General features: G+C 39.2%; 19 protein-coding genes. 12 read left to right on the top strand and 7 right to left on the bottom strand.

Features of this window, described 5'->3' with window-relative positions:
- Positions 1–64 precede the first annotated feature (64 nt).
- Complete coding sequence (locus HWV00_RS07655; protein ID WP_211685508.1) at positions 65–862, top strand: family 16 glycosylhydrolase; 798 nt, start codon at positions 65–67, stop codon at positions 860–862.
- 388 nt (positions 863–1,250) lie between these two features.
- Entirely contained in the window at positions 1,251–1,838 is a 588-nt protein-coding gene (locus HWV00_RS07650; RefSeq protein ID WP_255554959.1) for a family 16 glycosylhydrolase, read from the top strand.
- Here the strand turns inward: HWV00_RS07650 and HWV00_RS07645 are convergent.
- Positions 1,835–2,614 (bottom strand): DUF4377 domain-containing protein, encoded by a 780-nt coding sequence (locus HWV00_RS07645; protein WP_211685506.1) that lies wholly within the window; start codon positions 2,612–2,614, stop codon positions 1,835–1,837. The two genes, HWV00_RS07650 and HWV00_RS07645, sit on opposite strands and share 4 nt — an antisense overlap.
- A gap of 86 nt (positions 2,615–2,700) precedes the next feature.
- Here HWV00_RS07645 and HWV00_RS07640 point away from each other — a divergent pair, with 86 nt between their 5' ends.
- Together HWV00_RS07640 and HWV00_RS07635 are read left to right on the top strand one after the other, a co-directional pair.
- Positions 2,701–3,870 carry a transporter substrate-binding domain-containing protein gene (locus HWV00_RS07640; RefSeq protein WP_370630499.1) on the top strand — a complete coding sequence of 390 codons (1,170 nt, stop codon included), beginning with the start codon at positions 2,701–2,703 and terminating at the stop codon, positions 3,868–3,870.
- A gap of 155 nt (positions 3,871–4,025) precedes the next feature.
- The gene (locus HWV00_RS07635; RefSeq protein ID WP_211685505.1) at positions 4,026–4,724 is read left to right on the top strand and encodes a hypothetical protein; all 699 of its coding nucleotides are present in this window, start codon (positions 4,026–4,028) and stop codon (positions 4,722–4,724) included.
- A gap of 84 nt (positions 4,725–4,808) precedes the next feature.
- Here the strand turns inward: HWV00_RS07635 and HWV00_RS07630 are convergent, their stop codons facing one another.
- Positions 4,809–5,252 carry a MarR family winged helix-turn-helix transcriptional regulator gene (locus HWV00_RS07630; protein WP_211685504.1) on the bottom strand — a complete coding sequence of 148 codons (444 nt, stop codon included), beginning with the start codon at positions 5,250–5,252 and terminating at the stop codon, positions 4,809–4,811.
- 376 nt (positions 5,253–5,628) lie between these two features.
- Between HWV00_RS07630 and HWV00_RS07625 the strand changes: the two genes are divergently transcribed.
- Both HWV00_RS07625 and HWV00_RS07620 read left to right on the top strand, forming a co-directional pair.
- A complete protein-coding gene (locus tag HWV00_RS07625; RefSeq protein WP_211685503.1) occupies positions 5,629–6,525 on the top strand; it encodes a methyl-accepting chemotaxis protein in 897 nt (298 codons plus the stop codon).
- A 39-nt stretch (positions 6,526–6,564) separates the two neighbouring features.
- Positions 6,565–6,864: an MGMT family protein gene (locus tag HWV00_RS07620; protein WP_211685502.1), complete on the top strand. Its 300-nt coding sequence runs from the start codon at positions 6,565–6,567 to the stop codon at positions 6,862–6,864.
- A 1-nt stretch (position 6,865) separates the two neighbouring features.
- On the opposite strand, the gene yccX is transcribed toward HWV00_RS07620, so the two are convergent.
- The 4 genes from yccX to HWV00_RS07600 form a co-directional block, all read right to left on the bottom strand.
- Entirely contained in the window at positions 6,866–7,138 is a 273-nt protein-coding gene (yccX, locus tag HWV00_RS07615) for an acylphosphatase (protein ID WP_211685501.1), read from the bottom strand.
- Between the two features lie 201 nt (positions 7,139–7,339).
- Complete coding sequence (locus HWV00_RS07610; protein WP_211685500.1) at positions 7,340–8,278, bottom strand: Gfo/Idh/MocA family protein; 939 nt, start codon at positions 8,276–8,278, stop codon at positions 7,340–7,342.
- A 14-nt stretch (positions 8,279–8,292) separates the two neighbouring features.
- Positions 8,293–8,832, bottom strand: a complete 540-nt coding sequence (locus tag HWV00_RS07605; RefSeq protein WP_211685499.1) for a sugar O-acetyltransferase — start codon at positions 8,830–8,832, stop codon at positions 8,293–8,295.
- A gap of 438 nt (positions 8,833–9,270) precedes the next feature.
- Positions 9,271–10,398: a M14-type cytosolic carboxypeptidase gene (locus HWV00_RS07600; RefSeq protein WP_211685498.1), complete on the bottom strand. Its 1,128-nt coding sequence runs from the start codon at positions 10,396–10,398 to the stop codon at positions 9,271–9,273.
- Positions 10,399–10,743: 345 nt separating this feature from the next.
- Here HWV00_RS07600 and HWV00_RS07595 point away from each other — a divergent pair, with 345 nt between their 5' ends.
- On the top strand, positions 10,744–11,331 hold the full coding sequence (locus tag HWV00_RS07595; RefSeq protein ID WP_211685497.1) for a TetR/AcrR family transcriptional regulator: 588 nt from the start codon (positions 10,744–10,746) through the stop codon (positions 11,329–11,331).
- Positions 11,332–11,430: 99 nt separating this feature from the next.
- Entirely contained in the window at positions 11,431–12,276 is an 846-nt protein-coding gene (locus tag HWV00_RS07590) for an alpha/beta fold hydrolase (RefSeq protein WP_211685496.1), read from the top strand.
- A gap of 101 nt (positions 12,277–12,377) precedes the next feature.
- Here HWV00_RS07590 and HWV00_RS07585 read toward each other — a convergent pair whose 3' ends face one another.
- Positions 12,378–12,581 carry a hypothetical protein gene (locus HWV00_RS07585; RefSeq protein ID WP_211685495.1) on the bottom strand — a complete coding sequence of 68 codons (204 nt, stop codon included), beginning with the start codon at positions 12,579–12,581 and terminating at the stop codon, positions 12,378–12,380.
- A 195-nt stretch (positions 12,582–12,776) separates the two neighbouring features.
- Between HWV00_RS07585 and maoP the strand changes: the two genes are divergently transcribed.
- The 4 genes from maoP (at position 12,777) to HWV00_RS07565 (ending at position 16,214) form a co-directional block, all read left to right on the top strand.
- Positions 12,777–13,154: a DUF413 domain-containing protein gene (maoP, locus tag HWV00_RS07580; RefSeq protein ID WP_211685494.1), complete on the top strand. Its 378-nt coding sequence runs from the start codon at positions 12,777–12,779 to the stop codon at positions 13,152–13,154.
- A gap of 319 nt (positions 13,155–13,473) precedes the next feature.
- The gene (pspB, locus tag HWV00_RS07575; protein ID WP_211685493.1) at positions 13,474–13,695 is read left to right on the top strand and encodes an envelope stress response membrane protein PspB; all 222 of its coding nucleotides are present in this window, start codon (positions 13,474–13,476) and stop codon (positions 13,693–13,695) included.
- Complete coding sequence (gene pspC, locus HWV00_RS07570) at positions 13,692–14,078, top strand: envelope stress response membrane protein PspC (RefSeq protein WP_211685492.1); 387 nt, start codon at positions 13,692–13,694, stop codon at positions 14,076–14,078. The genes pspB and pspC overlap by 4 nt, the downstream gene beginning before the upstream one ends.
- A gap of 168 nt (positions 14,079–14,246) precedes the next feature.
- Complete coding sequence (locus tag HWV00_RS07565; RefSeq protein WP_211685491.1) at positions 14,247–16,214, top strand: bifunctional 2',3'-cyclic-nucleotide 2'-phosphodiesterase/3'-nucleotidase; 1,968 nt, start codon at positions 14,247–14,249, stop codon at positions 16,212–16,214.
- Positions 16,215–16,281: the final 67 nt, after the last annotated feature.

Here is a 16,281-nt window from a genome sequence, read left to right as displayed (position 1 = left end):
AAAGGCCAGTAATACAGACAACTGCTATACTTTTCGGTATTCAACATACATCAATTGGTGCCCCATGCCTTTCCCTGTTTTACATCAATATAAGCTTCCTTTAATGCTATTACTTTGTGGTGCTACTTTTCCGATAACGAGTCTCGCAAAGCCTGTTAGTTTTTCAGACCCACTAACCGAACTTAACTCACCAATATGGTGGCATTCAAACGGTTGGAGTAATGGCTTTCCCTTCACCAATAGTTGGGAAGATGAAGCGATTAGTTACAGTGACGAAGGCATGGCAATAAGCCTAATACCAACAAATTTCCCCGAAACAGGTTATCCCTATCAATCTGGTGAGTTACGCAGCCAAGAGTTTTACGGTTATGGTTGCTTTGAAATTGACATGAAACCAATATCTGAATCAGGTGTCATCACTTCTTTTTTCCTCTTCGCAGGTCCCTTTGATAAACCTGCGAATGGTAATAGTCAGCATAACGAGATTGATATTGAATTTTTAGGTAAGGACACTAGCATGGTTCAAATCAATTTCTGGACTAATGATGATCGTTATGAATTTGCCCACGAGCATATTATACCACTGGGGTTTGATGCATCAGAGGCGTTTCACCGCTATGGTATTGAATGGAAAAGAAAGTCCATCTCTTGGTATGTAGATGGCCAACTTGTACATAAAGTTAAACACCATAGAAGTGATCCAATTCCCCAAGTATCAAGTAGCAAGCTAAGAATCCTTGCAAATGTATGGGCGACAGACAATAGAATATCAAATTGGGCTGGATATTTTGAAGCAGATAACTTCCCACTTACGGCACATTATCGAAATGCTTCTTATCAACGAAAAGCAAGCTGTCAGTAAATCGATGTGATTGTTAGCAGCACGAAGGAAAGCGTGCTGGCAATTGCAAACACCGATAAAAATGATAGCGAGATCTTGTTTTTTATAAAAATAATCGTTAGCAACCTGCTACATATCATTTCTGGCTATACTAATGTGTACCATAAACTATTCCGTAGCGTTACCCATTATGACTATAAAAGTGACAAATTTAATTAAGTTTAGCCTCCTCATATTATGCTCAGGGTCATTGTTATTCTCCGCCTCTAGCATCGCTAAAACCGTTTCATTTGTTGATCCACTTAACAAACTAAATTCCAATCTCTGGTGGCTTTCTGATAACTGGAGTAACGGCTTTCCTTTTTTAAGCTCTTGGTCAGACGACACGGTTAAGTTCGACGAAAATGGCATGAATATCAGCATAAGAACCACATCATCCCCTGAAAGTGGATTTCCTTACGAGTCTGGAGAGCTACGTAGCCATGATTATTATGCTTACGGTTGTTTTGAAGCCGAAATAAAACCAGTAAGAGAATCTGGTGTTATCACCTCATTTTTCCTGTTTGCAGGCCCGGACGATACACCTGAAGGAGGTAACGGTAGACATAATGAGATCGATATTGAGTTTCTAGGCAATAATACCCAAATGCTACAAATTAATTACTGGACCAACGATGACAGATACGAAAATGCACATGAAGTACTTATTCATATGAACTTTGACGCGGCGGATGATTTTCATCGCTATGGTATCAAATGGACGGAAGGTGCCATATTTTGGTACATTGACGGTGAGATGGTCTATAAAGTACATGATGATAATTATGATCAAGTACCAAAGGCAAGTGACAGTAAGCTTAAAATCATCGCTAATACATGGGTTACGGACTCAAGAATTTCAGATTGGGCTGGTGAGTTCGACCCTGAAAGTTTACCACTCACCGCCTATTACCGAAATATAAGTTACACCGAAGAAGCTGAATGTAGCTTAAATTAATCCCAATCTTCAGCAACAAATTGGATCATCAGTTCATCATTTTGATACATATTTAAAAATGGCCATTGCACCTGAATCGCATTTACAACACCCAGCGCTTGCTGCAGCTTTTGCTCGACCGCATTGCTATTTTGGTCAGAACAAGCCATCAACGTTGAACCAATAGGCCCTAATTTCAATAGCGTGTTTTGTAATTGTGCATCTTCAAATAAATGCTGAACTTGACCAAACATATTATTACAGCCAGAGAACCCTGAAAAACGATCATCTGCAATAGTAATATTGGCTGGTTTATCCAGCATTAGCGGATTCACTTTACCCAAACCAACAAGCTGCTTTAGATTCCATTTTCTATTCTCAGTCAACATCGTATTATCAGCATAATGGCGTGGTGTTTTATCCACTTCTGAAATTAACTTATACGACAAGCTTGAACTGTCGGCAGCAGGGTTAGCGACTTCAGACGTTTCAACAAATAACTTATAAAAATAACCCAGTTCAAATTCAAAACCTGATATATCATTATAAAACAACTGCCATCCATTCGTTTCACCATCAATTTCTTGATTAACAACCAAACACTGCATGGGTACAACCCCCTGGCAAGCCACGCGTTCAGGCGCAACCCAATAAGTTTCAGTTACCACTACATTCGTATTTGATGCATCAACAGCAGTATCACCAACGACGCTCTGCTCACTGGTATTAGAACAGGCGCTAAGTAACCCACTAACAATTGCGGTGAGCAACAAAGGTGCCGACAATTTAAATTTCATATTGATAAACCTTCTTCCTAGATGATTTTCCACTAAACTTAATAAACAAATAGCAACACACACCTTAAAAAATACTAGGGATTGTAATGCAACCACTCTCATTTCGGATCATAAGACTGTGTGTACTCTGTTACTTATGCAGTATGGCAACATATAGTTATAGTAGTTCCGTTATTGAAAACTATAATGATCCCCTTACTGAAAACAATAGTAGTCTCCTTATTGAAAAAAATCGCCCCACGATGAACGTTGGTACCTACCATTGCCCCCCCTTTGTAATGAGCCTCGACGCAAACGGCATTCAGCAAACCACCAGCACAGGGTTAAGTATTTTATTGTGGCAACGCATCGCCAGTAGTATCGATTTACAATATAAGATGCAAGATTACACCCTAAAGGGATTATTAACCGCGGTTGAAAATGGCAGTGTCGAAGTAGGTATATCGTGTATATCTATTACACCAGAGCGCGAATTACTCATGGATTTTTCGCATTCATTTTACGAAACACACCTTGCTATCGCCGTTAAGGATAAAGGATATTTATCTTCTTTTATCGATTTAATCACGAATACAACACTACTCTTAATCGTCGGGTTAATCTTCGTCGCTGCTGGTATTATTGGTTGGGTATTTTATTTATTGGAGCATAATATTAACGATAAGCTCTACTCCATGCCAACAAAAGGGGCACAATGGTTAGAAGCCTTTATTTTAGGTTTACTGTTTATCACTAAAGGTCCCTTTAATTACTTTGAATTTAAGACCTTAAGTGGACGTGTACTGACCGTATTTTTAGCTATTACGTCAACCCTCTTTATTGCTAGTGTTACCGCAATACTTGCCAGTACCTTTACGTTGGGTTTAATGAACTCAGATATCAAAGGTCCGTACGACCTAATTAATCTTAATGTAGGCGCAAAAGTGTCTACAACATCGTCGATATACCTTGATAATCTAGGTATCGTACATCAAAAGTTTTCCAGTATCGATGCCATGCTTATTGCATTAAATAATGGTGTTGTTGACGCAATTGTTGACGATGACGCCATATTGAAATACAAGCTAAAGCAAGCAAAACAAGCAGGTCGCTATCAACAGATATCGGTACTACCTTACCAATTTGAAAAGCAGAACTATGGTTTAGCAATCAAAGGGAATAGTCCCTACACAGAACAGTTAAACCGAGCCCTCCTTAACGTGCGTCAAAGTTCAGAGTGGCAACAAGCACTTAACCAATACCTCTCAGATTATTAGCGTAGCAGTCACTTAATCCTGTTGTCATTACAACATCAGCAGCTTACACCTCCTTACATTTTATCGCCTAGCCAAACCAGACTTAGTGTTTGTTTATATGGATAATACGCCCATCGATAATTCCAGTTATTTCTCGAATTTATAATGGGTATATTATGAAAAAGTTGATTCTTTCGATACTTGCAGTAAGTGTACTTTCAGGTTGTGGTAGCGTTGCGCTAATGACTAAAACCAGTGAACTTAACGCTCAACCAGAAATGTTAATTAAAACAGAAGGGGATTTTTGGGGCCTAGGGCAAGAAGGTAGCTTTGATATTGTCGGTCAATATACCGGTAAATATGACCGTAGCTCATCTGGCTCAACTTGGTTTAATACCATCAGTACCAAAGAAGGTGACATGGTGGCTGAAATCACTCGCACCGATAACGGTAAAAAGTGGACACTAGTTTGTAGTGGTGGCGGTACAAGCATCAACGTCGGTGGTTTATCGTTTGGTGGCAATAAACCTTATCGCTGCGATATTAACCGAGACGGCGTCATGATTGGTGAATACGAAATGAAACCATCGAGCGCTGCAATTTCATTGGATGTTGCAAAATATGAATCAGGCACTGTCCGCATCAACAACGAACATTTAAATGTAAAATCAGTGCACAAATCAGATGACTTATTCATGACGGTTGAAAAGCCACTTGGTTATGTTTTTGAACAAGGGACGCAAAGTGTCGCAGCAGTACAAACCAATGGCTTATTAAGCTTACAAATGCTGCCAGATTTATCTACGGATAAACAAGATCTTATTATCGTCGGTTCAATCGCAAGTGCACTAAGCTGGCGTCCAGAAGAACATTAATTAAGATAAGATGAATAGAGCACATAAAATAAAGGGCTGTCATATTGCAGCCCTTCTGTCATTTTATAATCGTGTTCCGTTAAATTATTCCGTTAAATTATTCAATAATGCTTCACAGCTTGCTTTCATCATTAACAGCTCTTCTTTCGGTAAGCCCGCCTGACAAAACATATTAATTGGAATGTCTTTCGCTTGTTCTTTAAGCGTCAATCCTGCCTCTGTTAAACATAATATACGCGCACGCTCATCTTCTTTACTGCGATCTCGACGAATTAATCCTTTCAACTCTAATCGTTTTAGCAAGGGTGTTAATGTACCTGAATCTAGGTGCAATTGTTCACCCAAAATTTTCACACTAATTTCATCTTGCTGCCAAAAAACCAACATCGCTAAATACTGCGGATAAGTAAGATCAAGCTGTTTTAACAATGGCCTATATGCTCGAACCATCGCGTTAGTGGCGCTATACAAAGCAAAACAAACCTGATTATCTAAGTGTAACATCGTCTCTTCATTCATTTTTGACATCAGGGTAACCCTCGTAACTGTCTTGCGCACAATATACTTAGTATATACCCAAACCATTACAAGATGCTATATCTGAGACGTACAAGCTCATTCAAGTAAAAACTATTTACTCCCCTCTTCCACAAATAGTCACATTATCGTTAAATAAACGAGTTACGCTGCCGATAACATAAGAAGCAATAAATAATAAGACCTAATGAGTCGTCACATCGTCGTACCGAATATAAAAAGTAACTATATAATTAATAAGAAAAATAAATCATCTCTTATTACAATTTACGGCCTAATTATTGCTTACTAATGATTAATAGAACTCAGCGGGATCAAACTTTGCCGCTATAAATTATAAACGACTAAAATAAGGCAGATCTAAGCTATGTTTAATTTTTTCAACTCGAATAAAGTCCCTCTTGGACAAACTCTGATTTCAGAAACAGACTTAGCAGCGCTGCAAAGTAAAGCACAGCTTTTAGACCGACTACAAGATAGTGGCGCATTAGCAATGGCTCAAGAAATAACTCAAAACGCACATAGAGTGAATAAGTCATCAGCAAGTCGCCTTAATAACATTGAACAAAACTTCGATTTAATTCAAGGTTTTATGGATCAATCAAAAGGTATCGAAAACCTTTCTAATGACTCTTTTCATTCAGCGCAAAGTACAGCGAACATATCTCAAACAGGTATACAGCAACTTGAAGAATTAACGGGTAACATTACTGGTTCAGCACAATATATTGCAGAATTTACAGTACTGTTAGCAAACCTAGACGAAAACAATAAAAATATTGGTCAATTAGTTGACTCTATTAAAGGGATTGCCGACCAAACTAACCTACTTGCACTGAATGCGGCAATTGAAGCTGCGCGTGCGGGTGAACATGGCCGTGGTTTTGCCGTAGTTGCCGATGAAGTTCGTGCACTTGCGAATACAGCAAATCAATCAGCTGATCAGATCCAAGGTGAAATGAAAAAAATCATGGATATTTCTGCCGCTATCATTGATAAGCAAAAACAAGTAACCAGTATTATTGATGACAGTGTTGATATTGCGACAGTGACAATGCAGAGCCTACAAGAATTAGTATCACAAGCAAATTCGAGTTCAAGCTTAGTTGAACAAACAATCACGCAAGTTCAGCAGCAGCTAAGCCACTCCGACAATATTCGTCATGGTATGGAAGCATTAATTAGCGATACTCGTGAGGCCTTAGATGGTTCGTCAAATAACGTAAACCTTGGCGAACAACTTGTGACTAAATTACGTTTATAAGTATTAAACAATAAGATATTAAGGCCGTAATCAATAAGTATGGACAGTTTTGCACAACAGGTTTTTGCTCTCGTATATCAAGTGCCTGAAGGCAAGGTTGCAACTTACGGAGATATAGCAAAATTAGCTGGTATGTCTCGCCATGCTCGTCAGGTTGGTAAAGTGCTTAGTCGCTTACCAGCCGACAGTAAGCTGCCTTGGTATCGTATTGTTAATGCGAAAGGTCAGATATCCCTTCAAGGTGAGCGCGGTGACTATCAAAAACAACGCTTAATGGCAGAAGGGATTTCGATATCAGAACAAGGGACAATCTCACTCAAAATCTATCGTATGGTATAAATTACCCTTGTGTAAAATCTTGTATTGGTTGGTAATCAATCGTAGTGATTTCGAGTGCGTCAACCTGTGCAGTATCAGGGCCTTCACGTAGCCATAAGATTAACTTATCTCGTTCATTCTTTTCACCAAATACCTGCACTTCCACATCACCATTGACCAGATTAATTGCATGCCCTGTTAACCCTAATTGCAGCGCTTGCTTTACAGTCGCATAACGGAAGCCCACCATCTGAACTTTACCATGCACAATTATCTGACTACCTTGCTGTGACATAAACCTTATTCCTTCATCAAATTAGCCCAATCCCATTGAGTATATGACTGCATTCGCGATTTCGGCCAAATTTATTTATTCAACAAGCTGATATGCTTCACAAACTCGGTTTATTGCTGGCGCCAGATATAATAAAACCTCTATCACAGAGGCTTTATTATCCATATCACCTACTCTTAGCGTGAAATATCAACGAATAGATTAACTGATTTTTTGAGCAATAAACTCAGCTAAGAAATGAGAATGTAAATTACGCTGAGTATAAGTCAGCTCTTGCTTACCTGATTTAATAACAGACAACCAGTGATCAGTCATGCCATTAAAACCTTTACTTGTCAGCATGTGCGTCCAATCAGCGAGCTTTACTTTACGCTCAACATCATCTTGCCAATGAGTCCCTTCAACAAAAGAGTCAAACCTGTAATTCTGGTTATGATAATGAACGGAAACAGTCTCATTAGTTGCACCATTAAGCCTATTCATTGATGCATGAAAAATAGCATTGTGCTGCTGCCATTGCACATCAATACGCGCTAACTGATTTGAAACCAGACCTTGTTTATCGAACTGCGCCATTATGTGTAGGTCATCAGCTTGAACTGAAGCGTGAATGTTTACGCTATCAATAGGGTGTATAAAATCGTCAAAGATAAACGTGCGAATATCCCCTGCTAAGTTAAGGCGGTTTTTCTCCCAACGAAGAGACAGTAACGGATTATCAATATTATCCGTGCCAGATAACGTAGGTATATATTGCTTATAAAGCGGAATATACCGTCGATTAAATCCCATAAACAAAGGGGTACCCTTCTGCTCTGCAAGGTTATGAAGTTGTTCACAATGAGCATATGTTGACGCGAGAGGCTTATCTACAAATACTGGAATCCCGTGATTTAGAAAGAAACTTGCAATCTCAAAGTGAGAAGACGTCGCGCTGTGTATCATCACCGCATCCACAGAAGACTTTAATACGTCTTGGTAATGCGTATAGTAATCAGTAATACGATATTTATCCGCTAACTGCTTTAGTTTTTCTAGGTTACGAGTACAAAAAACCAACTCAACATTTTCAAGCTGAGTAAGTACCTGTAAGTGCGCTTTTTCAGCGATAGACCCTAATCCTATAACTGCTATTTTCATTTTACTCTCCATGCCTATATCTCTTTCACTGGTTTAGCAGGCGAACCCAAGCAAACCGTGTTATTCGGTAAGTTTTTAGTCACGACAGAACCCGCACCAACCACGACGTTATCTCCAATGTTAACACCGCCAAGCACGGTTACATTTGCACCCAACCAAACGTTATGACCGATCGTAATGGGCTTGGCAATCTCATAGCCTTTTACTCTTAAATCAACATCTAACGGGTGGTTAACCGTGCTTATCACAACGTGAGGAGCAAGAAGACAGTTATCACCAATCGTTACTTTTGCGCCATCTAATATCGTGCAGCCGTGATTAGCATAAAAATCTGCTCCCACGCTTATGTGTATTCCGTAATCACAATTGAACGGGCTTTCAAGGTGCGCGCTTGTTGAACTAAGTAGCGCCTTAATAATGATTTCACGTTCAGACTTATCGTTAGTCTGATTGAGCTTAAAGCAGAGGTCTTTAGCACGCCCTCTCATGGCCGTCAGTTCAGCATCAAAAGCTAAGTGAAGATCACCATTAAGCATTTTATCTAATTCCGTCACTTTTAATTTCCTTTAATAAATACAAGCCATAGCTATATTCAAAATGGACACATTGCCCAACATATTGCAGATGTGGCGAAGCTTCGCCGTAAGCGATAGTTCAAGTGCAGGTTGTATTCGGTTTGAGTAATCGAGGGGGAGGAATGGAATAGAGAGAGGAAAGTTTAGTTCGTTAACCTCGATTTTTCTTTACCCACATAATCTTCTCCGTTAAACCTTGCATTGAACATCGATTTAACGGCGTTACTTTTCCAATTTGCGACTGCTGCGTGCGCAAAAACACCGCCCAAGCATGGTCCTTTATCATTAATTAAGTTCATCATTGTATTCTCTAATTATGACTATGTATTTGTATAGTCCATATGAAACATCCCTGCAAAGGTCGCGAACAACTCTTTACAGGGATACAATTTAAAGCACTACATTATCACACTAAAATTAACGTAAATCGTCAACCACAGCTAACATAGCAACTAATGATGCTTCACCAAGCTTAATAGAACGCTCTGGTGACCAACCCATCATAGGATCAGGCAAGTTATCATTGTCTTTAAATGGCATTTCCATGGTATTAGCTAAACAGTCAAACTCTTCAGCTACCCAGTTAGTTGCCACAGTCATGTTCGCTGTACCTGGTGCGTCGATGTCATAGCCAAATTCAGATTGGAAATCTGCACTTGCCAGTTTGAACACATCAGAAAAACGATCACGTAATTTAGCTAAACGGTCGTTATAACTTGGCGTACCTTGTGAACCCGCAAGGAATACAAAAGGTAGAGCTTCATCACCGTGTACGTCATAGAATAAATCAACGCCAGTTTCTTTCATCTTGTTGATGGTATGGAATACTTCTGGGCTTTTTTCTAAGCTTGGGTTTAACCATTCACGGTTAAGGTTCACACCTAGGGCATTGGTACGTAGATGTCCACGCGCACTGCCATCTGGATTCATGTTTGGAACAATGTAGAAGTTAGCTTTGTCTAATAATGCTTTACCCGTTGGGTTATCACTATCAAGTAAGCTATGCATTAGACCGTCAACCAACCATTCCGCCATTGTCTCACCCGGATGCTGACGTGCAGTGATCCAAATGTTACGCTTGTTTTCAGCACCATCACCGATTTTAACTAATGTAAGATCACGCTTATCAATCGTTTCACCAAGGTGTTCTAGGCTTACTAGTGGGTGCATTTGCACTGCTGCAAGTAGATCTTGATGACGCTCATAGCTGTACGGTGCGAAGTAAGCAATTTGCATTGACTCACAATCCATATCAGCAATGATAGTCAATTTACCGTCTTTATAAAATGTTGGAATACGGAACCAGTGCTGGCGATCGTATGATGCAACAGCTTGATAGTTTTCCCAGCCTTCCAAATAAGCCGCTTCACCCGCATTAAGAATGTTCAGTGTATATTGTTCACCGACTACACCTTCAACACGAAAGTTAAACCATTGGAAAAACTCTTCACCCACATCAGGACGAATTGCAAGTTGAACGTCATTTTTGTCATCTAGATTAATGACTTCAATATTACCAGCATCAAAATTAGCGGTGATCCGCATACGACTTCCTTAATTCATTTTTGAAATTAACGTAAGCATAAACGATCCCAGTATAACTAGGTAGAGCAGATGTTTATTAAAAACGATAAATCACTTATTTAATACCCGTATCAGAGTAAAAATGTGACTAAATACATAAATAGTGTGTTGATAAATCGCAACAGCCTCGCTAACTAGAGAAATGACGACGTGTATTTACACTTATCAAATATTTAATACCACCTTAGTTATAAATTAAATGCTTAGTGAATATGGCGCTAGCTTTAAAAGAACGGTCGTGCTAAAAATACGTTTCAATTTGAAATATAACATTAATCACCACACTAACGGCGTAAAGTAAAACATATGAGTAAAGGTCGAATTACCCGAGAACATATTTTAAATATTGCCTTTACCATTGCCAGTGAAGCGGGATTGGATAGCTTAACGATCGGTGTACTTGCCAAGGCTTGTAGTATGTCTAAAAGTGGCTTGTTTTCGCATTTTAATTCGAAAGAAAACCTACAAGTCGCGGTAATTGAATATGCTGGAGCATGCTTTACCGAACGTGTCATTATGGCGGTAAGACGTGAAGAACATACCAACGTCAGTGAGCGTTTACATTCACTTCTACACCATTGGTTAGAGTGGAACCATTCATTCCAAGGCAGTTGTATGTTTATGGATGCTTGGCGAGAAGGTAATAACAGCCAAGATTTGTTACAGCAAGCCTTACGTAAGCAATTACATACCTGGATCAGTTATTTAGAAATGCAGATCAGCAAAGGTCAGCAAAGTGGTTTGTTCCGTGATGACTTAGTACCAAGGCAGGCTGTTTTTCAATTTTATGGTTTGTATTTAAGCAGTCACCTATTTCATTCTATTGAGCTTGAAACTGACGAGCGCACACTATTTTGGCAAGGTGTAAAACAGCTTTATAAGCAATGGCAATAACGATCTAGTAATACCCACATTAGCAGGGCGTAATGCGCCTTTTAAACACTATAAAATAGCACGACCGTTCGTTTAAAGGGTGTTATTTAAGGAATTATCATGAGCAGCAATATCTATTTCAATACTCGACGCAAGTTTACTATACGCCATAGCATGATTAATATCGGCACGCGATTACACCATAGCATAGCGCCGACCCATGCCCTGAAAACAGCCCGAAATATATTACTCACGCCAGTTCGTAGTACCTCTAATAACGAGGATCCAGTTGGCTTATTACGATCTACACATCTGACATCTGAAGGACGTCTCAATACCTATCAAATAGGTAATGGACCCGTTTGGATCTTAAGCCACGGTTGGTCAGGCAGTGCAAGTCAGTTTTTTCCATTAATGGAACACATCGCAGAACAAGGTTTTACGGCACTCGCCTATGATCATCCTGCGCACGGTCAAAGCGAAGGACGTCACGCTCACCTACCCGCGTTTGTAAAAGCATTCGATGAAATCGTTGAGAATATTGATGACGTAGCAGGCATCATTGCACATAGTATTGGGTCGACCGTTGTTTTAGAAAGCCGTCACCCGAAAGTAGAAACCTTACCCTTTTTATTAATTGCTCCTGTCTTAAACTATGTTGAAAGCTTGTATGACACCGTTGGTAGCTCTGGATATTCAATGAAATTATTTGGAGAGATGATTGAAGAAATTGAAAACCAATATGACTATAGACTCGAGACAATAAAACCTTATCAAACACTAATTTCTCGTCAGCACAAAACTATCATAGTTCATGATAAGCGAGATAGGTTTGCCAACTTTAGTACCTCAGAATTAGCGGCGAAAGAAGCGAATACTATCGACTTAGTCACAACACAAGGGCAAGGACATGGCCGAGTGATTAACTGTGATTCAACACTAGCTGCATTTGAACGTCTGGTTTAATCACCACATAAACGAACATAAATAAAAGAACACCATCAATGAAAGATAGGTCATGAACGATTAACTCATTACCTATCTATTCAATAATATTATTCCCATCATTAAAAGTGCATGTTGCTTTCGTGTGCAGACATACTTTGCTCATGCCCATACACTGTCGATGTTTCCACTAACGCATAGATATCGTCTTTTTGGCGGCTATCACGACGTGCTCGTTTATTCGCTTTACGATCAGACATCATGATCTCTTCATCATCAAAACGCTGTGCTGATTTCTTCTTAAACTTCTGATCTAATTTAGCCATGTTCATTCCTGATTATTTCTTTTATTAAAAATATAAAATTAAAATTGTGACGTCTGATTACAAAAATATTTATCGTTGTCACTAAACTGTCAACATTCACCGTTAGTTTAGAGACCAACTAAGTCTGTAGTTAAAATTATAAAGATTGAATATGACATTGCTGTTACAAAGCTGATTTAACGAAAGGTAAACGATATGAGAAGCATGGGATTATTTTTAGATGAAGTGCATTTTCCGCTAGGTTTTCAACAACAAAATGCATTTAATGACGATGAAATACAGTTACTAGAAAACTATGGTTTAACTATGCAAAAGCTGCAAGAAGGTGAGTTGTTACCGACAACAACTGACGAGCATTATTTTTTAGCTGAGATGGATGGTGAATTCGAACTCACTTCTGACTTTGCTCGCTGCTGGCGCAAATATAATCATAAAATTACGCATCCGAACACGCTACGTAATGTAAATACAAAACGTAGCGCAAAAGAGCCAAGTCGTGATTATTTTATTGATGAATTATCGACAATTGAAGACGTGGACGCGACATATGATGAACTAAATCTGGACTCATAATCGCGCACGAACTAATTCAGAACACTAGATTAGCATTTAGAATAAGCTTATTTAGATTTCAATTCGCACCTTAAACGAGGTGCGCCTTACCTTATTTAAAATTAACTACGCCGCAAGATTAATCCGACCAGCCCACTGCCTCTATGCATTCATCGTTAAATACCACAGTAGCAAGCTCGACCAAATAATAAATGTAAGACATCGCCATTTTAGGCAATACAAACTTTCAATATATGTATAAAATACAGTAATAAACTATATGTAGTTATATGCTATCCCATTGCTAAACAGTTGTTATCTGTGCACATAAGGAATTACCATGGATTTTATTCAAATACCCCTCACTGTATTTTTAGTCTTCGTCGCGCCGTTGTGGTTAATTTTAGCCTATCGTAGTAAACGTCAAACAAATCAGGGACTATCTAAGAAAGATCAAGCGAACTTAGAAACTTTGATTAGCCGAACGGAGCAACTACAAGACCGTATTATCTCACTCGAATTGATTCTAGATGAAGAGTCGCCTAAATGGAGAGAACGATGAGTCCAAAACCCTTATATCGTGATACCGAAAATGGAAAAATAGCTGGCGTTTGCGCAGGTTTGGGCGCAACCCTTGGAGCCGAAATTTGGCTAGTTCGCTTACTGTTTGTATCCTTATTTTTATTTACAGGCTTCTTTCTCGCCATTCTCATTTATGTTATCGCTTGGCTGTTATTAGAAAAGATGCCAATCCAAAAACAACAGAGAAATAGTATCTACGCGAACCATTCAATGAAGAAAAAATCATGGCAGCAAGGACATTCAGCTGAAAAAATACTGGAAAATATCACCGCAGAACTTGACGATATTGATACAGATCTCCAAAAGATGGAAGACTACGTGATCTCCTTCTCATTTAAAATGGAACGTGAATTTAAAAAATAATAAACAATCATAATATCAGTTCAATTATCCAGCTAATTATATAAAAGTAGTAATTAATATTAAACATGATAAATAAAACAATATATTATTGATGGAACGACGCTGAGCTATAAGCATAATGATCTTGGCGTTTTCTATATCTACTTCTCATCAAACTTGGAGACAACCATGTCGTTATCTATCAAACCAGTAGCTATCGCAGTACTCGGTGGCCTACTTACAATGGCAGGCCCTGCTTATGCAGAAACCATTAAACTACGTATTCTAGAAACGACGGATATCCATACCAATGTCATGGATTATGACTACTACAAAAACAAGCCGACAGCAAAAACAGGCCTTGTTCGTACAGCGACATTGGTAAGAGAAGCTCGCGCTGAAGTAACAAACAGTGTGTTGGTTGATAATGGTGATTTATTACAAGGTAGTCCAATGGGCGACTACATGGCTGATAAAGGCTTAAAAGCGGGCGATGTACATCCTGTTTACAAAGCAATGAACCAACTTGGCTATGAAGTAGGTAATTTAGGTAATCATGAATTTAACTACGGGTTAGACTTCTTAAAAGAAGCGACAAATGACGCTAACTTCCCGTATATTAACGCGAACGTTATCGATCTTAAGACCGGTAAAAACATGTTCACCCCGTACATCATCAAAACAAATACGTTTACTGATACTGACGGCGTAGAGCACCAAGTAAAAATTGGTTATATCGGCTTTGTTCCACCACAAATTTTAATCTGGGATAAGAAAAACCTAGAAGGTAAAGTTGAAGCGTTAGATATCAAACAAACTGCAGAAAAATTTGTACCACAAATGAAAGCTGAAGGCGCAGATATCATTCTTGCGATCCCACACTCAGGTGTATCTGCAGACCCGTACAAGGTAATGGCTGAAAATTCAGTTTATTACCTAACGCAAGTTCCGGGTATTGATGCGATTGCTTTTGGTCATTCACACGCAGTATTCCCAAGCGCATCATTTTCTAAGTTACCCGGTGCAGATATCGAAAAAGGTACCATCAACGGTATTCCAGCTGTGATGCCAGGCCGCTGGGGTGATCATGTTGGTATCATGGATCTTGTATTAGACAAGCAAGGTGATTCTTGGAAAGTAACAAACGCACAAACTGAAGCGCGCCCTATTTTTGATAAGTTCACTAAAAAACCATTAGTGGCTGCAGATGAAAAAATGGTTACCGCTGTAGAAGCTGACCACAAAGCAACGCGTAACTTTGTTAACCAACCGATCGGTAAAGCAAATGACGTTATGTATAGCTTCCTCGCGCTAGTACAAGACGACCCAACAATCCAAATTGTTAACCTTGCGCAAAAAGATTATGTAGAACGCTTCATCCAAGGTGACCCAGATTTAGATGGTATTCCTGTACTTTCTGCTGCTGCACCGTTTAAAGCAGGCGGTCGTGGTAATGATCCAACTAACTTCACTGAAGTTGAATCAGGCCAATTAACATTCCGTAATGCAGCCGATCTATACCTTTACCCTAATACACTTGTTGCGATGAAAGTAACCGGTAAAGAAGTAAAAGAATGGTTAGAATGCTCTGCGGGTCAGTTCAATCAAATCGACTTAAATAGCACTGCGCCACAAGGTCTGATTAACTGGGATGGTTTCCGTACTTATAACTATGATGTGATAGACGGTGTTAAATACAGTATCGATTTATCTCAACCTGCACGTTACAACGGCGACTGTCAGCTAATTAACCCTGATTCAAACCGTATCAAAGACTTAACGTTCAATGATAAAGCTGTTAACCCTGCACAGCCATTCCTTGTTGCGACTAATAACTACCGCGCTTACAGTGCTAAATTCGCTGGTACTGGTGAAGCATTTGTTGCATTTGCATCTCCTGATGAAAACCGTACCGTACTTTCTGACTACATCAGTCGTGTAAGTAAAGAAAAAGGCCAAGTAACGCCAAGTGCTGATAACAACTGGCACTTCACACCGTTACAAAGCGATAAGAAGCTAACCATTACCTTTGAAACAGCACCGGGTGAAAAAGCCGCGCAGTTCATCAAAGATAAAGGTCAATATCCAATGAAGCACGTTAAAGAAGACAAGCTTGGTTTCGCGGTATACAGCCTAGATTTACAAAACAAAAAGTAATACGTTTTGTTATTCACGTAATGAGAAGAACGTAAATAGAAATACCGCAGCCAGCCTGCGGTATTTT

Origin of the sequence: Moritella sp. 24, from assembly GCF_018219155.1 — a bacterium.
Taxonomy (GTDB): domain Bacteria; phylum Pseudomonadota; class Gammaproteobacteria; order Enterobacterales; family Moritellaceae; genus Moritella.
The sequence above is the reverse complement of the archived record's forward strand: the minus strand, read 5'-3'. Positions and strand labels throughout refer to the sequence as shown.